21 protein-coding genes and 1 pseudogene are annotated in these 22,262 nt (G+C 53.0%); 18 read left to right on the forward strand and 4 right to left on the reverse strand.

Translation table 11 applies throughout. From position 1 onward, the window contains the following. The first annotated feature begins 46 nt into the window (after window positions 1-46). The 6 genes from mreC to tldD all read left to right on the forward strand — a co-directional run bounded on the left by mreC (window position 47) and on the right by tldD (window position 9,148). Window positions 47-1,099: a rod shape-determining protein MreC gene (mreC, locus tag ACLJRH_RS25130; RefSeq protein ID WP_000802538.1), complete on the forward strand. Its 1,053-nt coding sequence runs from the start codon at window positions 47-49 to the stop codon at window positions 1,097-1,099. Window positions 1,100-1,101: 2 nt separating this feature from the next. After that, entirely contained in the window at window positions 1,102-1,590 is a 489-nt protein-coding gene (gene mreD, locus ACLJRH_RS25135) for a rod shape-determining protein MreD (RefSeq protein ID WP_000179403.1), read from the forward strand. Window positions 1,591-1,598: 8 nt separating this feature from the next. Next, a complete protein-coding gene (locus ACLJRH_RS25140; RefSeq protein ID WP_000210306.1) occupies window positions 1,599-2,192 on the forward strand; it encodes a Maf family protein in 594 nt (197 codons plus the stop codon). Then, the gene (rng, locus tag ACLJRH_RS25145) at window positions 2,182-3,651 is read left to right on the forward strand and encodes a ribonuclease G (protein ID WP_000123188.1); all 1,470 of its coding nucleotides are present in this window, start codon (window positions 2,182-2,184) and stop codon (window positions 3,649-3,651) included. Before ACLJRH_RS25140 ends, rng begins: the two co-directional genes overlap by 11 nt. Window positions 3,652-3,757: 106 nt before the next feature. After that, window positions 3,758-7,558 (forward strand): AsmA2 domain-containing protein YhdP, encoded by a 3,801-nt coding sequence (gene yhdP / locus ACLJRH_RS25150; protein WP_023137161.1) that lies wholly within the window; start codon window positions 3,758-3,760, stop codon window positions 7,556-7,558. Window positions 7,559-7,702: 144 nt separating this feature from the next. Next, entirely contained in the window at window positions 7,703-9,148 is a 1,446-nt protein-coding gene (tldD, locus tag ACLJRH_RS25155) for a metalloprotease TldD (RefSeq protein ID WP_000055930.1), read from the forward strand. A gap of 121 nt (window positions 9,149-9,269) precedes the next feature. On the opposite strand, the gene aaeR is transcribed toward tldD, so the two are convergent. Continuing rightward, on the reverse strand, window positions 9,270-10,199 hold the full coding sequence (gene aaeR / locus ACLJRH_RS25160; protein WP_000440300.1) for an HTH-type transcriptional activator AaeR: 930 nt from the start codon (window positions 10,197-10,199) through the stop codon (window positions 9,270-9,272). Between the two features lie 181 nt (window positions 10,200-10,380). Here aaeR and aaeX point away from each other — a divergent pair, with 181 nt between their 5' ends. The 4 genes from aaeX (at window position 10,381) to ACLJRH_RS25180 (ending at window position 13,941) form a co-directional block, all read left to right on the forward strand. Further along, window positions 10,381-10,584, forward strand: coding sequence for a p-hydroxybenzoic acid efflux pump operon protein AaeX (gene aaeX / locus ACLJRH_RS25165; protein ID WP_000051840.1), 204 nt, complete (start codon window positions 10,381-10,383; stop codon window positions 10,582-10,584). Between the two features lie 7 nt (window positions 10,585-10,591). After that, complete coding sequence (gene aaeA, locus ACLJRH_RS25170; protein WP_000855138.1) at window positions 10,592-11,524, forward strand: p-hydroxybenzoic acid efflux pump subunit AaeA; 933 nt, start codon at window positions 10,592-10,594, stop codon at window positions 11,522-11,524. A 5-nt stretch (window positions 11,525-11,529) separates the two neighbouring features. Continuing rightward, window positions 11,530-13,497 carry a p-hydroxybenzoic acid efflux pump subunit AaeB gene (gene aaeB / locus ACLJRH_RS25175; protein WP_000510913.1) on the forward strand — a complete coding sequence of 656 codons (1,968 nt, stop codon included), beginning with the start codon at window positions 11,530-11,532 and terminating at the stop codon, window positions 13,495-13,497. A gap of 171 nt (window positions 13,498-13,668) precedes the next feature. Beyond that, on the forward strand, window positions 13,669-13,941 hold the full coding sequence (locus ACLJRH_RS25180) for a hypothetical protein (RefSeq protein WP_001103888.1): 273 nt from the start codon (window positions 13,669-13,671) through the stop codon (window positions 13,939-13,941). Window positions 13,942-14,001: 60 nt separating this feature from the next. On the opposite strand, the gene yhcN-B is transcribed toward ACLJRH_RS25180, so the two are convergent. From yhcN-B to argR, 3 genes are all read right to left on the reverse strand, one after another. Next, window positions 14,002-14,268: a DUF1471 family stress response protein YhcN-B gene (yhcN-B, locus tag ACLJRH_RS25185; RefSeq protein ID WP_000853277.1), complete on the reverse strand. Its 267-nt coding sequence runs from the start codon at window positions 14,266-14,268 to the stop codon at window positions 14,002-14,004. Between the two features lie 103 nt (window positions 14,269-14,371). After that, window positions 14,372-14,635, reverse strand: coding sequence for a peroxide/acid stress response protein YhcN (yhcN, locus tag ACLJRH_RS25190; protein WP_000695695.1), 264 nt, complete (start codon window positions 14,633-14,635; stop codon window positions 14,372-14,374). 364 nt (window positions 14,636-14,999) lie between these two features. Further along, window positions 15,000-15,470 carry a transcriptional regulator ArgR gene (argR, locus tag ACLJRH_RS25195; RefSeq protein ID WP_001257852.1) on the reverse strand — a complete coding sequence of 157 codons (471 nt, stop codon included), beginning with the start codon at window positions 15,468-15,470 and terminating at the stop codon, window positions 15,000-15,002. 414 nt (window positions 15,471-15,884) lie between these two features. Here argR and mdh point away from each other — a divergent pair, with 414 nt between their 5' ends. From mdh to ACLJRH_RS25235, 8 genes and pseudogenes are all read left to right on the forward strand, one after another. Then, entirely contained in the window at window positions 15,885-16,823 is a 939-nt protein-coding gene (mdh, locus tag ACLJRH_RS25200) for a malate dehydrogenase (RefSeq protein WP_000861586.1), read from the forward strand. A gap of 119 nt (window positions 16,824-16,942) precedes the next feature. Next, entirely contained in the window at window positions 16,943-17,572 is a 630-nt protein-coding gene (locus ACLJRH_RS25205; protein ID WP_023137159.1) for a GntR family transcriptional regulator, read from the forward strand. Next, window positions 17,559-18,224 (forward strand): GntR family transcriptional regulator, encoded by a 666-nt coding sequence (locus ACLJRH_RS25210; protein WP_001171581.1) that lies wholly within the window; start codon window positions 17,559-17,561, stop codon window positions 18,222-18,224. The genes ACLJRH_RS25205 and ACLJRH_RS25210 overlap by 14 nt, the downstream gene beginning before the upstream one ends. Before the next feature lie 210 nt (window positions 18,225-18,434). Next, window positions 18,435-19,703, forward strand: coding sequence for an SLC13 family permease (locus ACLJRH_RS25215; RefSeq protein WP_000433390.1), 1,269 nt, complete (start codon window positions 18,435-18,437; stop codon window positions 19,701-19,703). Between the two features lie 32 nt (window positions 19,704-19,735). Continuing rightward, window positions 19,736-20,635, forward strand: coding sequence for a L(+)-tartrate dehydratase subunit alpha (ttdA, locus tag ACLJRH_RS25220; protein WP_000045349.1), 900 nt, complete (start codon window positions 19,736-19,738; stop codon window positions 20,633-20,635). Further along, on the forward strand, window positions 20,635-21,252 hold the full coding sequence (ttdB, locus tag ACLJRH_RS25225; protein WP_023223186.1) for a L(+)-tartrate dehydratase subunit beta: 618 nt from the start codon (window positions 20,635-20,637) through the stop codon (window positions 21,250-21,252). The genes ttdA and ttdB overlap by 1 nt, the downstream gene beginning before the upstream one ends. Before the next feature lie 156 nt (window positions 21,253-21,408). Beyond that, window positions 21,409-21,651, forward strand: a complete 243-nt coding sequence (locus ACLJRH_RS25230) for an oxaloacetate decarboxylase subunit gamma (RefSeq protein ID WP_000128598.1) — start codon at window positions 21,409-21,411, stop codon at window positions 21,649-21,651. A 15-nt stretch (window positions 21,652-21,666) separates the two neighbouring features. Further along, window positions 21,667-22,262, forward strand: a pseudogene (locus ACLJRH_RS25235) (oxaloacetate decarboxylase); the annotation flags it as partial.

The following is a 22,262-nucleotide window of genomic DNA, read 5'->3' on the forward strand; positions in this document are numbered from 1 at the left end:
ATCCCTGGATTGTCCTGCCTCTCCGACGCGAGAATACGCATAGCCTATGAAGCCAATTTTTAGCCGTGGCCCGTCGCTACAGATTCGCCTTATTCTGGCGGTGCTGGTGGCGCTCGGCGTTATCATTGCCGACAGCCGCCTGGGGACGTTCAGTCAAATCCGAACGTACATGGACACTGCCGTCAGTCCTTTCTATTTTATTTCAAACGGCCCTCGTGAACTGCTCGACAGCGTGTCACAAACGCTGGCTTCTCGCGACCAGCTTGAACTGGAAAACCGGGCGCTGCGCCAGGAATTACTGCTAAAAAACAGCGACCTGCTGATGCTGGGGCAGTACAAACAGGAGAACGCGCGGTTGCGCGAGCTGCTGGGGTCTCCGCTGCGTCAGGACGAGCAGAAAATGGTGACTCAGGTTATTTCAACGGTTAACGATCCTTACAGCGATCAGGTCGTTATCGATAAAGGCAGCGTTAATGGCGTATATGAAGGTCAACCGGTCATTAGCGACAAAGGCGTCGTAGGGCAGGTTGTCGCCGTGGCGAAACTGACCAGCCGCGTACTGCTGATTTGCGATGCGACTCATGCGCTGCCGATTCAGGTACTGCGCAATGACATCCGCGTGATTGCCGCCGGTAACGGCTGTACTGACGATCTTCAGCTTGAACATCTGCCCGCCAATACCGATATTCGCGTCGGCGATGTGCTGGTAACGTCCGGACTTGGTGGGCGTTTCCCGGAAGGGTATCCGGTGGCGGTGGTCTCCTCCGTCAAGCTGGATACTCAGCGTGCCTATACCGTCATTCAGGCACGTCCAACCGCGGGTTTGCAGCGTTTACGCTATCTGCTGCTGTTGTGGGGAGCCGATCGTAACGGCGCCAATCCGATGACGCCGGAAGAGGTTCACCGCGTCGCCAATGAGCGCCTGATGCAGATGATGCCGCAGGTGTTGCCTTCTCCGGATGCGATGGGGCCGCCGGCGCCAGTGCCGGACCCGGCGACGGGGATTACTCAGCCATCTGCGGGCCAGACTGCGCCGGTATCAACGCAACCATCGCCTTCGGGCGCGACCACGCCGCCTGCGCGTGCGCCGGGAGGGTAATGGTGGCGAGCTATCGTAGCCAGGGGCGCTGGGTTATCTGGCTCTCGTTTCTTATTGCGCTGTTGCTGCAAATCATGCCCTGGCCGGACGACATCATTGTTTTCCGGCCAAACTGGGTTTTGCTCATCTTACTGTACTGGATTCTGGCCCTGCCGCACCGCGTAAATGTGGGGACGGGATTTGTGATGGGTGCCATACTTGATCTCATCAGCGGTTCCACACTTGGCGTGCGCGCTCTGTCGATGAGTATTGTCGCCTACCTGGTCGCTCTGAAATTCCAGCTCTTCCGTAACCTGGCGCTCTGGCAGCAGGCGCTGGTGGTAATGTTGCTTTCACTGGCCGTGGACATTATTGTTTTCTGGGCCGAGTTTTTAGTGATCAACGTCTCTTTCAGACCGGAAGTGTTCTGGAGTAGTGTAGTCAATGGCGTGCTGTGGCCCTGGCTCTTTTTGCTGATGCGTAAAGTACGCCAGCAGTTTGCTGTGCAATAAAGGTCGATATGACAACTCTGTATCTTGCTTCCGGTTCCCCGCGTCGCCAGGAATTATTGACTCAACTTGGATTTTCATTCGAGCAGGTCGTGCCTGGTATTGAAGAGCAACGGCGTGCTCAGGAAAGCGCGCAGCAGTATGTTGTTCGGCTGGCGCGCGAAAAGGCGCAGGCTGGCGTGGCGCTGGTTCCCCGTGATCTGCCGGTTTTGGGCGCGGATACGATAGTCGTGTTAAACGGCGAGGTGCTGGAAAAGCCGCGCGACGCCGCTCATGCCGCAGAAATGCTGCGTTTGCTTTCCGGAAATACGCATCAGGTGATGACTGCTGTTGCGCTTGCGGACTCGCAGCAGACGCTGGATTGTCTGGTGGTAACGGAGGTGACTTTCCGCACGCTTTCTGCGCAGGATATTACTGGCTATGTCGCCAGCGGCGAGCCTTTAGATAAAGCAGGTGCATACGGTATTCAGGGGCGGGGTGGCTGTTTTGTCAGGAAGATAAATGGCAGCTATCACGCCGTGGTCGGCTTACCGCTGGTTGAAACGTATGAGTTGTTGAGTCATTTTAACGCACTGCGTGATAAAAGGGATAAACATGACGGCTGAATTGTTGGTAAACGTAACGCCATCGGAAACGCGCGTGGCGTACATTGATGGCGGTATTCTTCAGGAAATCCATATTGAGCGCGAAGCGCGACGCGGAATCGTAGGCAATATCTACAAAGGTCGTGTAAGTCGTGTACTTCCAGGTATGCAGGCGGCTTTTGTAGATATTGGGCTGGATAAAGCCGCATTTCTTCATGCTTCCGACATTATGCCGCATACCGAATGCGTGGCGGGCGACGAGCAAAAACAGTTTACGGTGCGCGATATCTCCGAACTGGTGCGTCAGGGACAGGATCTGATGGTGCAGGTAGTGAAAGATCCGCTCGGCACGAAAGGCGCGCGTTTGACCACGGACATCACGTTGCCCTCCCGTTACCTTGTTTTTATGCCCGGGGCGTCACACGTTGGCGTTTCCCAGCGTATCGAAAGCGAAAGTGAACGCGAGCGCCTGAAAAAGGTGGTGGCGGAATACTGCGACGAACAGGGCGGGTTTATTATCCGTACTGCGGCGGAAGGCGTGTGTGAAGAGGATCTCGCGTCTGACGCCGCCTATCTCAAGCGCGTCTGGACGAAAGTCATGGAGCGCAAAAAGCGTCCGCAAACGCGCTACCAGATGTATGGCGAACTGGCGCTGGCGCAGCGCGTGCTGCGCGATTTCGCCGATGCGCAGTTGGACCGAATTCGCGTCGACTCACGTCTGACCTATGAGTCGCTGCTGGAGTTTACCGCAGAATACATCCCGGAAATGACCAGTAAGCTGGAGCATTACAGTGGCCATCAGCCGATCTTCGATCTTTATGACGTGGAAAATGAAATCCAGCGCGCGCTGGAGCGTAAGGTTGAACTCAAGTCCGGCGGTTATCTGATTATCGACCAAACCGAAGCGATGACGACGGTAGATATCAATACCGGCGCGTTTGTCGGACACCGTAATCTCGACGACACCATTTTTAATACCAATATTGAAGCGACTCAGGCCATTGCCCGCCAGCTACGCCTGCGTAATCTGGGCGGCATTATCATTATCGATTTTATCGACATGAATAATGAAGATCATCGCCGCCGGGTGCTGCATTCGCTGGAACAGGCGTTAAGTAAGGATCGCGTGAAAACCAGTATTAACGGTTTTTCGCCGCTGGGGCTGGTGGAAATGACCCGTAAACGGACTCGTGAAAGCGTGGAACATGTGCTTTGTAACGAGTGTCCAACCTGTCATGGCCGCGGGACGGTAAAAACGGTGGAAACCGTCTGCTATGAGATCATGCGTGAAATTGTACGTGTTCATCACGCTTATGACTCCGATCGCTTCCTGGTTTATGCTTCTCCTGCGGTGGCGGAAGCGCTGAAAGGCGAAGAATCACACGCGCTGGCGGAAGTCGAAATCTTTGTCGGCAAACAGGTTAAAGTTCAGGTCGAACCGCTTTATAACCAGGAGCAGTTTGACGTCGTAATGATGTAAAAGACCGCGACCCGTACGAGCATTTGCAGGCCGGATAAGGCGTTCACGCCGCCGTCCGGCAAAGCAAGGGTGTGAGTCGTATTTTTTGGCAGACAAGGAGAGACGCGTGAGGCGATTGCCGGGGATTTTATTGCTCACTGGAGCCGCGCTCATCGTCATTGCAGCGCTGCTGGTTAGCGGGCTGCGCCTGGCGTTGCCTCATCTTGACGCCTGGCGTCCAGCTATCCTGAATAAGATTGAGTCTGTGACCGGCGTGCCGGTGGCCGCCAGCCAACTCTCCGCAAGCTGGCAAAATTTTGGCCCTACGCTGGAAGCGCATAATATTCATGCCGCCCTGAAAGATGGCGGCGAACTGTCGATAAAACGCGTTACGCTGGCGCTGGACGTCTGGCAAAGCCTGTTGCATATGCGCTGGCAGTTTCGCGACCTGACCTTCTGGCAACTCAATTTCCGCACCAACACGCCTCTTCAAAGCAGCGACGGCGAAGGCATCGAAACCAGCCGTTTAAGCGATCTTTTCCTGCGGCAGTTCGATCATTTCGATCTGCGCGATAGCCAAATCAGTTTTCTGACGCTTTCCGGACAACGCGCGGAGCTGGCGATCCCACAGCTTACCTGGCTAAACGGCAAAGAGCGACACCGCGCCGAAGGCGAGGTCAGCCTCTCCAGCCTGACCGGGCAGCACGGCGTGATGCAGGTGCGGATGGATTTACGCGATGACGACGGTTTGCTGAATAACGGCAGAGTCTGGTTACAGGCCGACGATATTGACGTCAAGCCGTGGCTGGGCAAATGGATGCAGGATAATGTGGCGCTCCAGACGGCGCGTTTCAGTCTGGAAGGCTGGATGACGCTCAGTAAAGGCGAAATCGCCGGAGGAGACGTCTGGCTGAAACAGGGCGGCGCAAGCTGGCTGGGCGATAACACGACGCACACGCTGTCTGTCGATAACCTGACGGCGCAGATTAGCCGTGAGCAGCCGGGCTGGCAGTTTTATATTCCGGACACACGGATTACGCTTGATGGTAAATCCTGGCCGAGCGGAGCCTTAACAGTGGCCTGGCTCCCGCAGCAGGACGTCGGCGGCGAGAATCACACACGTAGCGATGAGCTACGCATTCGCGCCAGTAACCTTGAACTGGCGGGGCTGGAAGCATTACGTCCGCTGGCGGCTAAACTGTCGCCTGTGCTGGGCGAAATATGGCAGGCTACGCAGCCGAGCGGAAAGATCGCCACACTGGCGCTGGATATTCCGCTACAGGCGACCGAAAAAACGCGTTTTCAGGCATCGTGGGAAAATCTTGCCTGGAAACAGTGGAAGCTGTTGCCCGGCGCGGAACATTTTTCCGGTACGCTGGCGGGAAGCGTAGAAGACGGGCAGATGAAGGTTGCGATGCAGCAGGCTAAAATGCCCTATGAAACCGTTTTTCGCGCGCCGCTGGAAATTGAAAACGGCGTCGCGACGCTTAGCTGGTTGAAGAATGAGAACGGCTTTCAGCTTGATGGCCGCGACATTGACGTCAAAGCAAAGGCGGTACATGCGCGCGGCGGGTTCCGCTATCTGCAACCGACGGGTGACGAACCGTGGCTGGGTATTCTGGCCGGAATCAGTACCGACGATGGATCTCAGGCGTGGCGCTATTTTCCGGAAAACCTGATGGGCAAAGCGCTGGTCGATTACCTTAGCGGCGCGATTCAGGGCGGCGAGGCGGATAACGCCACGTTGGTTTACGGTGGTAACCCGCACCTCTTTCCCTATAAGCATAACGAAGGTCAGTTTGAAGTGCTGGTGCCGCTACGCAATGCGACGTTTGCTTTTCAACCCGACTGGCCGGCGCTAAAAAATCTCAACATTGAACTGGATTTCCTGAACGACGGCCTGTGGATGCGTTCGGATAGCGTCGATTTGGGCGGGGTGAAGGCCAGCAAACTCGCGGCGGCGATTCCGGATTATTCCAAAGAGAAACTGCTCATTGATGCCGATATTAACGGGCCGGGAAAAGCCGTTGGGCCTTATTTCGACGAGACGCCGCTAAAAGACTCGCTTGGCTCGACGCTGGCGGAGCTCCAATTAGATGGCGATGTGAATGCTCGCTTACATCTTGATATTCCGCTGGATGGCGAACAGGTTACCGCCGAGGGCGATGTCTCGTTGCGTAATAACAGTCTGTTTATTAAGCCGCTAAACAGCACGCTCAAAAATCTGAACGGTAAATTCAGCTTTGTGAATGGCGCGCTAAAAAGCGGGCCGCTGACGGCAAACTGGTTTAATCAGCCGCTGAACCTGGATTTCAGTACGACGGAAGGGGCAAAAGCCTATCAGGTCGCCGTCAACCTGAACGGTAACTGGCAGCCAACGCGTATGGGCGTCTTACCGCCGCAACTGAATGACGCCCTGAGCGGCAGCGTGACGTGGAATGGTAAAGTCGGCATCGATCTTCCGTATCACGCCGACACCACTTATCACATCGAGCTGAACGGCGATCTGAGAAATGTGAGTAGTCACTTACCTTCTCCGCTAAATAAACCCGCAGGCGAAGCCATTCCGGTGAACATTCAGGCTGACGGCAACCTGAAAAGTTTTGCGCTAACGGGGAGCGCAGGGAGTAAAAATCACTTTAACAGCCGCTGGTTATTAAATCAGAAGCTGACGTTGGATCGGGCTATCTGGACGACGGACAGCCGGACGATTCCGCCATTACCTGCTCAACAAGGCGTTGAGCTCAATCTGCCGGCGCTGGATGGCGCGCAGTGGCTGGCGTTATTCCAGAAAGGCGCGGCGGATAACGTGAGCAGTTCGGCCGAGTTTCCTCAACGCATCACGTTGCGTACTCCCGCGCTATCGCTGGGCGGCCAGCAGTGGAACAATTTGAGCGTCGTTTCAGCCCCCTCGCTGAACGGAACAAAAATTGAAGCGCAGGGCCGTGAGGTGAACGCCACGCTGCTCATGCGCAACCATGCGCCGTGGCTGGCGAACATTAAGTACCTGTACTACAACCCTGGCGTCGCAAAAACGCACGCCTCGTCACCCACGCCGACATCGCCGTTGGCTTCGGCGAACACGATTATCTTCCGCGGCTGGCCGGACTTACAGCTTCGCTGCGAAGAGTGCTGGCTGTGGGGGCAAAAATATGGGCGTATTGATGGCGATTTCGCCATCAAAGGCAATACGCTGACTCTGGCGAATGGCCTGATCGATACCGGATTCGCCCGTTTGAAAGCGAACGGCGAGTGGGTGAATGCGCCGGGTAATGAACGAACCTCGCTGAAAGGTAGTCTGCATGGTAGTAACCTCGACACGGCTGCCGGGTTCTTCGGCATCTCGACGCCAATCCAGAACGCGTCTTTTAACGTAGATTACGATCTGCACTGGCGAAACCCGCCCTGGCAACCTGAGGAAGCCACGCTCAACGGGATTTTACGTACGCGTCTGGGCAAAGGCGAGTTTACTGATCTCAGTAGCGGTCATGCCGGACAGCTACTGCGGCTGCTCAGTTTTGATGCGTTGCTGCGTAAGCTGCGGTTTGACTTCAGAGATACCTTTAGCGAGGGCTTCTATTTCGACTCTATTCATAGTACCGCGTGGATTAAAGATGGCGTCCTGCATACTGACGATACGCTGGTGGATGGGCTGGAAGCGGATATTGCAATGAAAGGTTCTGTTGATCTGGTGCGTCGTCGTCTTGATATGGAGGCCGTTGTCGCGCCGGAAATTTCCGCCACCGTGGGCGTCGCTGCCGCGTTTGCCGTTAACCCGATTGTCGGCGCGGCGGTATTTGCCGCCAGTAAAGTGTTGGGGCCGCTATGGAGCAAGGTCTCCATTCTGCGTTATCGCATTACCGGTCCGGTCGATGCGCCGCAGATCAACGAAGTTCTGCGCCAACCGAGAAAAGAAAGCCAGCAATGATTTGACGGGGGCGAGGAATTGCCCCACTCTCAGTAAATAGTCATGCCGGACGGCGCTGCGTTTATCCGGTTTGTACAATCTAACAACGTAGTCCGGATAAGGCGTGAACCGCCATCCGGCAGAAATCAACGAGTAGCAAAAACGATGAGTCTGAACCTGGTAAGTGAACAATTGCTAGCGGCGAATGGCCTGAACCATCAGGATCTGTTCGCTATTTTGGGCCAACTGGCCGAACGCCGCCTTGATTATGGCGACCTCTATTTTCAGTCGAGCTATCACGAATCCTGGGTTTTAGAAGACCGCATCATTAAAGATGGTTCATATAATATCGACCAGGGCGTTGGCGTTCGCGCCATTAGCGGCGAAAAAACCGGTTTTGCTTATGCTGACCAGATAAGCCTCCTGGCGCTGGAGCAGAGTGCGCAGGCAGCGCGAACCATTGTACGCGATAACGGCGAAGGCAAGGTAAAAACGCTCGCCGCCGTAGCGCATCAGCCGCTCTACACCACCCTTGATCCGCTGCAAAGTATGAGCCGCGAAGAGAAGCTGGATATCCTCAGACGCGTTGATAAAGCGGCGCGAGAAGCCGATAAACGCGTGCAGGAAGTTAACGCCAGCCTGACCGGCGTATATGAATTAATCCTCGTGGCGGCGACCGACGGGACGCTGGCGGCGGATGTCCGTCCACTGGTGCGGTTGTCCGTTAGCGTGCAGGTGGAAGAAGACGGTAAACGCGAGCGCGGCGCCAGCGGCGGCGGCGGTCGCTTTGGTTATGAGTATTTTCTTGCCGATCTCGACGGCGAGGTGCGCGCCGACGCGTGGGCGAAAGAAGCGGTACGCATGGCGCTGGTTAATCTTTCCGCGGTCGCTGCGCCAGCGGGGACGTTACCGGTGGTTCTGGGCGCCGGGTGGCCGGGCGTATTGCTGCACGAAGCGGTCGGTCACGGGCTGGAAGGTGATTTCAACCGTCGTGGGACGTCTGTGTTTAGCGGTCAGATCGGTGAGCAGGTTGCCTCCGCGCTTTGCACCGTAGTGGATGACGGCACAATGATGAACCGTCGTGGCTCCGTTGCTATCGATGATGAAGGTACGCCAGGCCAGTACAACGTATTGATTGAAAATGGCGTGCTGAAAGGATACATGCAGGACAAGCTGAACGCGCGCCTGATGGGCGCTGCGCCGACCGGTAACGGGCGTCGCGAATCTTACGCGCATCTGCCAATGCCGCGTATGACGAATACCTATATGTTGGCGGGGCAGTCAACGCCGCAGGAAATTATCGAATCCGTTGAATACGGCATCTATGCGCCTAACTTTGGCGGCGGTCAGGTGGATATCACCTCCGGCAAGTTTGTGTTCTCTACCTCGGAAGCGTATCTGATTGAAAACGGCAAAGTCACGACGCCGGTGAAGGGCGCAACGTTGATTGGATCAGGCATTGAAACGATGCAACAGATCTCCATGGTCGGCAACGACCTTAAGCTGGATAACGGGGTGGGGGTCTGCGGTAAAGAGGGGCAAAGTCTGCCGGTAGGCGTAGGCCAGCCGACGCTGAAAGTCGATAACCTGACGGTTGGCGGCACCGCATAACTCTCCGCCTTATCAGGCCTGTGGTGTGTGCCGCCCAGGCCTGATAAGCGCAGCGCCATCAGGCAATGTCTGCGTCGGGTGGCATCTGGCTACAATCGTCTTCAGCAATTACCCGGTGTTTTTATTTTTCTTTCCCTCGCCCGTGCATCCCCTGAAACAGGTGTGCGACATCGACAAAATAGTCAGTTAACGCGTTAATCACTACCTGCACTTTAAGCGGCAGCTTATCTTTTTCGGTGTACAGCGCGTACACCGGACGAGGATCGGACTGATAGCGAGGCAGCAGGATCTCCAGATCGCCACGATTGATCTCATCGATCACCCACATCAGCGGCACATAGGCGATTCCGGTTCCGGCGGTCAGCCAGCGTACCAGCGTCATCGGATCGTTAGTGACGAACCGCCCCTGTGGAATCAGTCGGGTAGAAATTCCTTCCGGCGCGATAAGTTCAAACTCATTATCCGGGCGCACGCTATATTCCAGCCAGGAATGGCTACTGAGATCGGCGGGTTTTTCCGGGACGCCGTACTGAGCGAGGTAGGGCTTGGCGGCGCACACAACCATCGGCATCGCGCCAAGTCGACGGGAAAACAGGCTGGAGTCTTGCAGCGCGCCCACGCGGATCACCACGTCCAGCCCGTCGGCAATTAAATCCGGAGCCGGAATTCCTGTCACCAGATTGACCGCCAGACCGGGATACTCTTTTAATAATTTTGCGGTAAGCCCGGCCAGCACATTTTGCGCCATGGTTGAAGAACAGCCGATACGCAATGTACCGATAGGCGTGTTATTAAAAGCGTAAAGCTGCTCGTGAACATCCTGCACTTCATGCAGCATACGACGACAGCCCTGATAATAGATTTTTCCAGCCTCGGTGAGCCCAATGCTGCGTGTACTGCGGTTGAGCAATTTGACCTGAAGCTCATCTTCCAGTTTCGCCACAGTCTGGCTGATGGACGATACGCTCATTTGCAGCTGTCTGGCTGCGGCGGTAAAAGAGCCAAACTCGACAACTTTGGCGAATACCGACATTCGTTTTAATCGTTCCATTATTCACTCTGGCTTAAAAGTGATTTAGATCACATAATATAGATAACAGCATAACAATTACGTTAATATACTATTATTCGAATAAGAGCTATGTCGCTCTCGCCTGGCGTCTCTTGCCCTTCTCTGCGGCGATGTAGCTTAACAATCTATCGCCTGCTCTCTCTCAGAAATCAAGGTCAACATGAGTCTGTTTCCCGTTATCGTGGTGTTTGGTCTTTCCTTCCCACCGATATTTTTCGAATTGCTTTTGTCACTGGCTATTTTTTGGCTGGTGCGTCGGATGCTTGTACCGACGGGTATCTATGATTTTGTCTGGCATCCGGCTCTGTTCAATACCGCGCTGTATTGTTGTCTGTTTTATTTAATATCGCGCCTGTTCGTTTGAGGTTGAAGTGAAAACACTAACAAGAAAACTCTCCCGTACGGCCATTACCCTCGTACTGGTTATTCTGGCCTTTATCGCCATTTTCCGCGCCTGGGTGTATTACACCGAATCTCCCTGGACGCGCGACGCGCGTTTTAGCGCCGATGTCGTCGCTATTGCCCCGGATGTCGCGGGCCTGATTACCCATGTAAACGTGCATGATAACCAACTGGTGAAAAAGGATCAGGTCCTGTTTACCATCGATCAGCCACGCTATCAAAAAGCGCTGGCGGAAGCGGAAGCTGATGTAGCCTATTATCAGGTCCTGGCGCAGGAAAAACGCCAGGAAGCCAGTCGCCGTAATCGCCTCGGCGTACAGGCGATGTCCCGGGAAGAGATCGATCAGGCGAACAATGTCTTGCAGACTGTACTGCATCAACTGGCTAAAGCCCAGGCGACGCGCGACCTGGCTAAACTCGATCTGGAGCGCACCGTCATTCGCGCGCCTGCCGACGGCTGGGTGACTAACCTCAATGTTTATGCCGGTGAATTTATTACCCGCGGTTCCACAGCCGTCGCCCTGGTGAAAAAGAACTCTTTTTACGTGCAGGCCTATATGGAAGAGACCAAGCTGGAAGGCGTGCGTCCGGGATATCGTGCCGAAATCACGCCGCTTGGCAGCAACCGGGTATTAAAAGGTACCGTCGATAGCGTGGCGGCAGGGGTAACGAATGCCAGCAGTACCAGCGATGCGAAAGGGATGGCGACGATAGACTCTAACCTCGAATGGGTGCGTCTGGCCCAGCGTGTTCCGGTGCGCATCCGGCTTGACGAGCAGCAGGGGAATCTGTGGCCTGCCGGTACGACGGCAACCGTCGTGATCACCGGTAAGCAGGATCGTGACGCAAGCCAGGACTCCTTCTTCCGTAAACTGGCGCACCGGCTGCGCGAATTCGGTTAATCGTCATGGGCATTTTCTCCATAGCCAACCAGCACATTCGCTTTGCGGTAAAGCTGGCGTGCGCCATTGTGCTGGCATTATTTATCGGCTTCCATTTTCAACTGGAGACGCCGCGTTGGGCGGTACTGACCGCCGCGATCGTGGCGGCAGGCCCGGCATTTGCCGCCGGCGGGGAACCCTATTCCGGCGCTATCCGTTATCGCGGAATGTTGCGTATTATCGGGACGTTTATTGGCTGTATCGCCGCGCTTATCATTATTATCTCTATGATCCGCGCGCCGTTATTGATGATTCTGGTGTGCTGTGTCTGGGCCGGTTTTTGTACCTGGATCTCCTCTTTAGTACGGATCGAAAACTCTTATGCGTGGGGACTGTCAGGTTATACTGCGCTGATCATTGTGATTACCATTCAGACGGAGCCGCTGCTCACGCCGCAATTTGCGCTTGAGCGCTGTAGCGAAATCGTCATCGGCATTGGCTGCGCTATTTTAGCGGATCTGCTTTTCTCGCCGCGATCGATAAAGCAGGAGGTTGATCGCGAACTGGACAGTTTACTGGTAGCGCAATATCAGCTAATGCAACTTTGTATTAAGCATGGCGACAGCGAAGAAGTCGACAACGCCTGGGGCGATCTGGTGCGACGCACGGCGGCGCTGGAGGGGATGCGAAGTAATCTGAATATGGAATCTTCGCGCTGGGTACGCGCTAACCGCCGCCTGAAAGCGTTGAATACGCTTTCGCTCACGCTGATTACGCAATCCTGTGAAACTTATCTTATTCAAAACACGCGGCCGGAACTGATTACCGATACATTCCGGGAACTGTTCGAGACGCCGGTTGAAACGGTACAGGACGTCCACAGGCAGTTAAAACGGATGCGGCGTGTCATTGTCTGGACCGGCGAGCGCGAAACGCCCGTCACGCTTTATAGCTGGGTAGGTGCTGCGACGCGCTATCTGCTGCTTAAACGCGGCGTGATCAGCAACACCAAAATCAGCGCGACGGAAGAAGAGATCCTGCAAGGCGAGCCCGTAGTTAAAGTGGAATCCGCTGAACGTCACCATGCGATGGTGAACTTCTGGCGCACCACGCTTTCCTGCATTCTGGGGACATTATTCTGGCTATGGACCGGCTGGACATCGGGTAATGGCGCGATGGTGATGATTGCCGTGGTGACCTCGCTGGCGATGCGTTTACCCAATCCGCGCATGGTCTGCATTGATTTTATTTATGGCACTCTGGCGGCGTTGCCGCTGGGATTGCTCTATTTCCTGGTGATTATTCCCAATACGCAGCAAAGTATGCTGTTGTTATGTTTGAGCCTGGCGGTATTGGGGTTCTTTATCGGCATTGAGGTCCAGAAACGGCGTCTGGGGTCGATGGGGGCGCTGGCCAGTACGATTAACATTATTGTGTTGGATAATCCGATGACGTTCCATTTCAGCCAGTTCCTCGACAGCGCGTTGGGGCAAATTGTTGGCTGTATGCTGGCGTTTATCGTCATCCTGCTGGTGCGTGATAAATCCAAAGATCGAACCGGTCGCGTGCTGCTTAATCAGTTTGTTTCCGCTGCGGTCTCGGCAATGACGACCAACGTGGTACGTCGTAAAGAAAACCGTCTGCCTGCGTTATATCAGCAACTCTTTTTGCTGATGAATAAATTCCCTGGCGATTTGCCGAAGTTTCGCCTGGCGCTAACGATGATCATTGCTCATCAACGTCTGCGCGACGCGCCGATACCGGTTAATGAAGATCTGTCAGTGTTCCACCGTCAACTTCGTCGTACCGCAGACCATGTTATTTCCGCCGGAAGCGATGATAAACGGCGACGCTACTTTGGTCAGTTGCTGGATGAGCTGGATATCTATCAGGAGAAATTACGTATCTGGGAGGCGCCGCCGCAGGTGACGGAACCGGTTAAACGCCTGACGGGCATGTTACATAAATACCAGAACGCGCTTACCGATAGCTAACCCACAAGAACCGATGCCAAAAGCGTCGGTTTTTTTATGACTATACTTATTTGAGATACAAAAACAGCGCAAGAGTGCTCCGGGGCTAAAAGCGTTTCTGGAAGTGAAACCTCTGCATAATGATGCTTAGTAGTAAAACAGACAATTGTCTGTCGGGGATGGTGGCTGGCTATGAATGTCTATACTTTTGATTTTAATGATATTAAAAACCAAAGCGATTTTTATCGCGAGTTTACGCAGACGTTTGGTCTTGCCAGTGAGAAAGTAAGCGATCTTGATACATTATGGGATGCGGTAATGAGCGATACCTTACCCCTACCGCTAGAGATTGAGTTTGTTCACCTGCCTGATAAACTGCGCAGGCGCTACGGGGCGCTGATTTTACTCTTTGATGAAGCGGAAGAAGAGCTGGAGGGGCGGCTACGGTTTAATGTCCGGCATTGAAAAATGCATAAAAAAGCCCCCGACAGGCGGGGGCAAGTCGTCGGGTTAGACGACGAGGGTTTACTTATACAACTCGGCGGTGGCGTGCCAGTTATCACCTTCTTTTAATTCGATGATGCGATAGCTATTAGCGCCTGCTTTTTCGGCTTTAGCGACGATCTCCTGGCGCATATCCATTGGCGTACTGCCAATCTGCGAGACGGAAATGGTGCCCATCGGTTGCAGATTCTGCGCCTGTTCCGCGTTGACCTGGTGTACTGCGGCATTTGCGCCGAAAGAGAGCAGAGTGGCCAGGCCGAGTGATGCGATAATGTATTTCGTTTTCATGGTCTTTTATTCCTTTATAGGGTCAACCCCGCGGATTAATGGGCTTTTCTTATGCGATATCTCCGCGAAGTAACGACACGTTATATGCGATGGCAGGTGAATTTTATTTGTACAGTTCGGCAGTGGCGTGCCAGTTGCTGCCGCTACGCGCTTCGGTAATGTGGTAGGCCGTAGCGCCTTGTTCATCCGCTTTTTTGCTCAGCATGGCGTTCATATCCATAGGCGATGAGCCGATAGCGCTGACTGAAACCGATCCGATTGCTTCACGATTTTGCGCTTGCTCTGCGCTGATAGGTTCTGCGGCGAAAGCGCCAAAAGAGAGAACGGACAGAACACTTAATGTTGCAACAGTGGTTTTGATTTTCATGATTTTTACCTCGTCGAATTCCTTTACTGGGGTCTTTGTTTCGTGACCCTCATCACAAAATTAAGTATACACTAATCACGCGATTAATTAATACCACGCTAATTGTTTCTGCTTTTTAAAGACATTAAAAATTTTATTTTTTATAACGTTATGGAATTAAAATTGCTGTTTTTCGCCGCTGTCTTTTAAAAAATAAAAGAAAATCAATTTGTTAAGAAATTTGGCATTTTGTGCGTTTTTTTGATTTGTCATTCGCGTGGTGAATGTTTAAGGGCATGATTTGCCAAATGATAGCCGTACAGGAAAGCGGCGAGGGGAGAGGACAAAAAGGTGCCTCCGCCGTACGACGACGGAGGAAGTGGGACTAGAGCTCTTGTTCAAAAAGTTCCAGAATGGCTTCGTACAGATCTCTTACGGAAAATCCGCTGGCAGGCGTAGTGAAGATAGTATCGTCGCCGGCAATCGTGCCGAGAATACCTTCTGCTTTCCCCAGTGAATCCAGCAGGCGCGCAATGAGTTGTGCCGCGCCGGGGCTGGTATGAATCACCACGACAGCGTCGTTATAGTCGATATCCAGCACCAGATTTTTCAACGGACTGGATGTTGTTGGGACGCCCAGTTCAGCCGGAAGACAGTACACCATTTCCATTTTTGCGTTACGTGTACGCACTGCGCCGAACTTAGTCAACATGCGCGAGACCTTGGACTGATTGATATTTTCAAAGCCCTGATCCTGCAACGCGAGGACGATTTCGCCCTGTGAGCTGAATTTTTCTTCTTTGAGGAGCGCTTTAAACGCTCTTACTAGTTCTTCTTGTTTAGCCGAGCTTCGCATAAGTCACCCGTAATATGGCGGTAGAAACAACATTATTGTGCATACAGATGAATTTTTATGCAAACAGTCTGCCTTGTTTAAGGCTGAAATAATGTTATGAAAGAGCGGAATTTTATCAAATTTCGTTATCAAGAAACATGCCTGTGTCACGCCTCGCAAATAAGATTAAAAGTAAATTAATTGTTATCAAAATGATGTTGTTTTGAGAGGATAGTAGGGTATATTGTCACCACCTGTAGGAACGTTGCTCTCTGGTTGCAGCCGATCCGGATTACGCAAATTAAATGCATAAAAGCCAAAATTGCGCGACTCCGCATTCTTGATGAGTGAGGATTGTAATCATTGAATTTGTGAATTAAGGTCGCCGCCGCGGAGCAATAGACACTTAGCTAATCATATAATAAGGAGTTTAGGATGAAAGTCGCAGTCCTCGGCGCTGCTGGTGGTATCGGTCAGGCGCTGGCATTACTTTTAAAAAACCAACTGCCTTCAGGTTCAGAACTCTCCCTGTACGACATCGCTCCAGTGACTCCCGGTGTGGCCGTTGATTTGAGCCATATCCCCACCGCTGTAAAAATCAAAGGTTTCTCCGGTGAAGACGCAACCCCGGCGCTTGAAGGCGCTGACGTAGTACTGATTTCTGCGGGTGTGGCGCGTAAGCCGGGTATGGACCGTTCCGACCTGTTTAACGTTAACGCCGGCATCGTGAAAAACCTGGTGCAGCAGATCGCTAAAACCTGCCCGAAAGCGTGCGTGGGCATTATCACCAACCCGGTGAACACCACCGTTGCGATTGCGGCGGAAGTGCTGAAAAAAGCAGGCGTATACGACAAAAACAAACTGTTTGGCGTCACCACGCTGGATATCATCCGCTCTAATACCTTTGTTGCAGAGCTGAAAGGTAAGCTGCCAACGGAAGTTGAAGTCCCGGTGATTGGCGGGCACTCCGGCGTGACGATTCTGCCGCTGCTGTCGCAGATTCCAGGCGTAAGTTTTACCGAACAAGAAGCGGCCGAGCTGACTAAACGTATTCAGAACGCCGGTACTGAAGTCGTCGAGGCGAAAGCCGGCGGCGGATCGGCAACCCTCTCTATGGGTCAGGCTGCCGCACGTTTCGGTCTTTCTCTGGTTCGCGCTCTGCAGGGCGAAAAAGGCGTGGTGGAATGCGCCTATGTGGAAGGCGACGGTCAGTATGCCCGTTTCTTCTCTCAGCCGCTGCTGCTGGGTAAAAACGGTGTAGAAGAGCGTAAATCCATCGGCACACTGAGCGCTTTCGAGCAACATTCGCTGGACGCTATGCTGGATACGCTGAAAAAAGATATTCAGTTGGGTGAAGATTTTATTAATAAATAAGCTGTTCCTGCCCGATGCCGGGGCTTTTGCTCCGGCTTCTTTGACTGTAAACAAGCCACGAAATCAAGTACTAAATCTGCTAAACTCCTCACGTCTTATCGGTTATTAACGAGAACGTCGTGAAAAAGATCCAAAGAACGCAAACCCGCGATCACATTACGCAAATGCTTCGCTATGAAATTCTTTCCGGCAATATAAAAGCGGGAGAAGAACTCGCGCAGGAAAGTATTGCGGAGCAGCTCGGTCTTTCACGAATGCCGGTTCGAGAAGCGCTACAGTCACTCGAACAGGAAGGTTTTTTAATCCGACTGCCCAACAGGCACATGCAGGTCGCGCATCTTGAGGCCGATCGCGTGAGTCATATTTTTCGCGTGATTGCCGCGATGGCCGCCGAAATGTTTTCGCTGATACCCAGCGAAGTAGGCGATGCCCTCCTGATACGTGCGCAAGTGCTGGCTGTCGCAGAAGACAAATCCTGCGAACTGGAGTGTCATGCGATGCTGATTTCTTATGTGAATAACCGCTATCTGGAAAAGGTGTATCAGCAGTTCCTGGACGGTTATGTCTCTTATGTTATTTTGCATCTGAAAAAAGATAATCAGGAGTCGGCGCAGCTTTTCGCTGAACTGGCTGACGTCATACGCCAGGGGCGGCGTGATGAGATTGGGCAAGTTATGCAGCGTTATTTCCTCTCTTTAGCAGAAATAATGCGTCAACATATGAAGGATTGGGAAAGTGCAGAAGCCTAAGTTAGGGAAGATTAAGCTTCTTTCAGCGAAAGAACAGGTCGCGGCAGTGCTGCGTAAAGCGATTCTTTCGAGGGAGTTAGTGGAAGGGCAGGAGATTACGTTAGAAGGCATTGCCGGAATGGTCGGCGTGTCCAGTATGCCAGTGCGCGAGGCGTTTCAGATTCTGGCGGCGGATGGGCTGATAAAAGTGCGCCCTAATAAAGGGGCGGTGGTGTTGGGCATCAATGAACAAACGATCCGTGAACACTATGAAATTCGCGCGCTGTTAGAAAGTGAGGCGGTGGCTAAAGCTTCTCGTCCCGGCACCGATATCTCGCGGATAGCCCAGGTGCATTATGCCGCTGAAAAGGCTCTCGCGGAAAATAACTCGGCGGAATACTCCGACCTGAATCAGGCATTTCATATGGAAATATGGAATGTTGCTGGCAACGAAAAAATGAAAATGTTGCTCTGTAATATGTGGAACGGCCTGTCGATGGGCCATAAGGTCACCGAAGAAGAGTATGCCGTGATTTCCATTCAGGAACATAAAAGTATTCTGCAAGCTCTTGAACTTCATGACGAAACATTGGCACGCCAGCGCATGCGCGAACACATTATTCGCTCGATGGAGAATATGCTGACCCGCTATGTTGGTGACCCTTCTGCCTGATCTTTTCGCCTGCGTGAGCATCGCAGGCGCTTCAACCAATTCTTCAATTCTATTAATCACGTCCAGTAACGATCCAACTACGATCTTGATGTAGATCCCACTCCTGCATTTTTCCTGAGAAACGATTTGACTTAGTTTTTGTATGGGAATAATTTCTCCTCGTCAACATTGGATACAATATCATATATCATTGATTGGATAATTATAAATATGGAACCCATTACCCTTACCTTATGTTTATTGGTGTTCGCTATCGTCATGTTTGTATGGGAAAAAGTGCCACTGGCCGTCACTTCCATGATTGTCTGCGTGGCCTTAGTTATCACCGGAGTTCTGAATATCAAACAGGCCTTTGCTGGCTTTATCGACACTAACGTCATCCTCTTTGTCGCGATGTTCATCGTAGGCGGTGCGTTGTTCGAGACCGGTATGGCAAACAAAGTGGGCGGCGTCATCACGCGCTTCGCGAAAACAGAAAAACAGCTGATCTTCACCATTATGGTGGTGGTGGGGTTGATGTCTGGCGTCCTCTCTAACACCGGTACCGCTGCGGTTTTGATTCCGGTGGTGATCGGCGTGGCGGCAAAATCGGGCTTCTCGCGTTCTCGTCTACTGATGCCGCTGGTTTTCGCCGCTGCGTTGGGCGGTAACCTGTCGTTAATTGGCGCGCCGGGAAATCTTATCGCGCAGTCTGCGCTACAGAATATTGGCGGCGGCTTTGGCTTTTTTGAATACGCAAAAATCGGTCTCCCGATGCTCATCTGCGGCATTCTCTACTTCCTGACTATTGGCTATCGCTTTCTGCCGAATAATGCGACCGGCGGTGAGGTGGGGAGCGTCGGGGAGCAACGTGACTACAGCCATGTTCCACAGTGGAAACAACGGCTCTCACTCGTGGTGTTGATCGCAACGATCCTCGGCATGATCTTTGAGAAGAAGATCGGTGTCAGCCTGGCCGTGACCGGTTGTATTGGCGCTCTTGTGCTGGTCGTAAGCGGCGTACTCACGGAAAAACAGGCCTATAAAGCCATTGATTCACAGACTATTTTTATCTTTGGCGGCACCCTGGCGCTGGCAAAAGCGCTGGAAATGACCGGGGCAGGCAAGCTGGTTGCGGACTATGTAATCGGCATGCTGGGGCAAAACTCCTCACCGTTCATGTTGCTGATCGCCGTTTTCGCCTTATCCGTTGTGATGACCAACTTTATGTCCAATACCGCAACGACAGCGCTGTTGGTGCCGGTGAGTTTGTCCATTGCCGCAGGTATGGGGGCCGACCCACGTGCGGTTCTGATGGCGACGGTCATTGGCGGTTCCTGCGCCTACGCAACCCCTATCGGTATGCCTGCCAACATGATGGTGCTCTCCGCGGGTGGCTATAAATTTGTCGACTACGCTAAGGCCGGTATCCCCCTGATTATCGTTTCAACCATTGTCAGCTTGATCCTGCTGCCAATCCTTTTCCCTTTTCATCCGTAATTAACGGAAGCTGTTCTGACTAAGGAGCATTTATGAGCAAAAGTGAACAGATATCCCATATGACCGACGTTATGGCCAAGTTTGTGGGATATACCGGCAAAGTTTTGCCTGATGATGTCACTGCAAAACTGGAAGATTTGCATAAGAAAGAGACCAGTAAACTGGCCGACGTCATCTTTACTACCATGATTGAGAACCAGCGTCTGGCGAAAGAGCTGGATCGTCCTTCCTGCCAGGACACCGGTGTCATTCAGTTTCTGGTGGAGTGCGGGACGAACTTTCCGCTGATTGGCGAGCTGGAAGCGTTGTTGCGTGAGGCGGTGATCAAAGCAACTGTAGATTCTCCGCTGCGCCACAACAGCGTAGAAACTTTTGATGAATACAACACCGGTAAAAACGTGGGTAAAGGCACGCCGACGGTCTTCTGGGAGATCGTTCCCAATTCCGATCAGTGCAGCATTTATACCTATATGGCAGGCGGTGGTTGTTCTCTGCCGGGGAAAGCGATGGTGCTGATGCCGGGTGCAGGCTATGAAGGTGTGACCCGCTTTGTACTGGATGTGATGACCAGCTACGGCCTCAACGCGTGTCCGCCGCTGCTGGTTGGCGTGGGCGTAGCGACCTCTGTTGAAACGGCGGCACTGCTATCGAAAAAAGCGCTGATGCGTCCGATCGGTTCGCATAACGAGAATGAGCGTGCAGCCTCGCTGGAAAAAATGCTGGAAGACGGCATTAACAAAATTGGCCTGGGGCCGCAGGGGATGTCCGGTAATACCTCCGTTATGGGCGTGAACATTGAAAACACCGCGCGTCATCCTTCTACCATCGGCGTGGCGGTAAACGTCGGCTGCTGGTCGCACCGTAAAGGGCACATCGTTTTCGATAAAGATTTGAATTACACCATTACGTCTCACAGCGGAGTGAATTTCTGATGACTAAAAAAATCCTGACTACGCCAATTAAAGATGAAGATTTAGCGGATATTAAGGCTGGCGATATTATTTATCTCAACGGTCATATTGTTACCTGCCGTGACGTAGCCCATCGCCGTTTAATTGAAGGTGGTCGCGAGCTTCCGGTAGATGTTCGCGGCGGCGCTATTTTACACGCTGGCCCAATTGTCCGCCCAATTAAAGGCGAAGACGATAAGTTTGAAATGGTCTCCGTTGGACCAACCACCAGCATGCGTATGGAGAAATTCGAAAAAGAGTTTATTGCGCAAACCGGTGTCAAATTAATTGTGGGTAAAGGCGGTATGGGTAAAGGTACCGAAGAGGGCTGTGCTGAACACAAAGCGCTGCACTGCGTATTCCCTGCCGGTTGTGCGGTTGTAGCCGCCGTGTGCGTGGAAGAAATTGAAGATGCCCAATGGCGCGATCTGGGGATGCTGGAAACGCTGTGGGTCTGTCGGGTTAAAGAGTTTGGCCCGCTGATTGTTTCTATTGATACCCATGGGAATAATTTGTTTGAACAGAACAAAATTATTTTTAATCAGCGTAAAGAGCTCATCGCTGATGAAATATGCCAGAACGTAAGTTTCATCAAATAAATCTGATTACGTAAATTGCACGATAATGGTGGCAATACGTTATGACGATAATAATAACCAAGGGCTCTGGCCGGGGGCGGCTCAGGGAAATCCACCCTTATTATTTCATCGTCATAAATAGCACCATTATCGTGCCTCCTGCCTGAAGGCTATTTTATGACTGATGCAGCTCTGCTATTAGGTGAAGGCTTCACCCTGATGTTCCTCGGCATGGGGTTCGTGCTGGCGTTTCTGTTCCTGCTGATTTTCGCCATCCGCGGCATGTCCGCCGCCGTCAACCGCTTCTTCCCCGAACCCGTCGCCGCGCCCGCACCGCGCGCCGTTCCCGTCGTGGACGACTTCACCCGCTTAAAGCCGGTGATTGCCGCCGCCATTCACCATCACCGCCTTAACGCTTAATTTCCGGAGGGATCCATGACTATTGCCATTACCGATGTCGTCCTGCGCGACGCCCACCAGTCTCTGTTCGCCACCCGCCTGCGCCTTGATGATATGCTGCCGATTGCCGCCCAGCTTGATGACGTGGGCTACGGGTCGCTGGAGTGCTGGGGCGGCGCCACCTTTGACGCCTGCATCCGTTTCCTCGGCGAAGACCCGTGGCTGCGCCTGCGCGAACTCAAAAAAGCCATGCCCAAAACCCCGCTGCAGATGCTGCTGCGTGGCCAGAACCTGCTCGGCTACCGCCACTACGCCGATGACGTGGTGGGACGCTTCGTCGAACGCGCGGTGAAAAACGGCATGGACGTGTTCCGCGTCTTCGATGCCATGAACGACCCGCGCAATATGAAAGCCGCACTGCAGGCGGTGCGCAGCCACGGCGCGCACGCCCAGGGTACGCTGAGCTACACCACCAGCCCGGCGCATACCCTGCAGACCTGGCTGGACCTGACCGAACAGTTGTTAGAGACCGGCGTCGATTCCATTGCGATTAAAGATATGTCCGGCATTCTCACGCCGATGGCCGCTTTTGAGCTGGTCAGCGAAATCAAAAAACGTTTTGAGGTGCGCCT

Origin of the sequence: Salmonella sp. SAL04162 (genome assembly GCF_046551535.1) — a bacterium.
GTDB lineage: Bacteria > Pseudomonadota > Gammaproteobacteria > Enterobacterales > Enterobacteriaceae > Salmonella > Salmonella enterica.

What these genes read in the sequence shown, in the direction of transcription:
- ACLJRH_RS25230 (WP_000128598.1), top strand. Translation starts at nt 21,409, where the DNA reads ATGACTGATGCAGCTCTGCTATTAGGTGAAGGCTTCACCCTGATGTTC.
- mdh (WP_000861586.1), top strand. Translation starts at nt 15,885, where the DNA reads ATGAAAGTCGCAGTCCTCGGCGCTGCTGGTGGTATCGGTCAGGCGCTG.
- ACLJRH_RS25180 (WP_001103888.1), top strand. Translation starts at nt 13,669, where the DNA reads ATGAATGTCTATACTTTTGATTTTAATGATATTAAAAACCAAAGCGAT.
- aaeX (WP_000051840.1), top strand. Translation starts at nt 10,381, where the DNA reads ATGAGTCTGTTTCCCGTTATCGTGGTGTTTGGTCTTTCCTTCCCACCG.
- ttdA (WP_000045349.1), top strand. Translation starts at nt 19,736, where the DNA reads ATGAGCAAAAGTGAACAGATATCCCATATGACCGACGTTATGGCCAAG.
- aaeR (WP_000440300.1), bottom strand. Translation starts at nt 10,199, where the DNA reads ATGGAACGATTAAAACGAATGTCGGTATTCGCCAAAGTTGTCGAGTTT.
- ACLJRH_RS25140 (WP_000210306.1), top strand. Translation starts at nt 1,599, where the DNA reads ATGACAACTCTGTATCTTGCTTCCGGTTCCCCGCGTCGCCAGGAATTA.
- mreC (WP_000802538.1), top strand. Translation starts at nt 47, where the DNA reads ATGAAGCCAATTTTTAGCCGTGGCCCGTCGCTACAGATTCGCCTTATT.
- aaeB (WP_000510913.1), top strand. Translation starts at nt 11,530, where the DNA reads ATGGGCATTTTCTCCATAGCCAACCAGCACATTCGCTTTGCGGTAAAG.
- argR (WP_001257852.1), bottom strand. Translation starts at nt 15,470, where the DNA reads ATGCGAAGCTCGGCTAAACAAGAAGAACTAGTAAGAGCGTTTAAAGCG.
- tldD (WP_000055930.1), top strand. Translation starts at nt 7,703, where the DNA reads ATGAGTCTGAACCTGGTAAGTGAACAATTGCTAGCGGCGAATGGCCTG.
- ACLJRH_RS25215 (WP_000433390.1), top strand. Translation starts at nt 18,435, where the DNA reads ATGGAACCCATTACCCTTACCTTATGTTTATTGGTGTTCGCTATCGTC.
- yhcN (WP_000695695.1), bottom strand. Translation starts at nt 14,635, where the DNA reads ATGAAAATCAAAACCACTGTTGCAACATTAAGTGTTCTGTCCGTTCTC.
- yhcN-B (WP_000853277.1), bottom strand. Translation starts at nt 14,268, where the DNA reads ATGAAAACGAAATACATTATCGCATCACTCGGCCTGGCCACTCTGCTC.
- rng (WP_000123188.1), top strand. Translation starts at nt 2,182, where the DNA reads ATGACGGCTGAATTGTTGGTAAACGTAACGCCATCGGAAACGCGCGTG.
- ttdB (WP_023223186.1), top strand. Translation starts at nt 20,635, where the DNA reads ATGACTAAAAAAATCCTGACTACGCCAATTAAAGATGAAGATTTAGCG.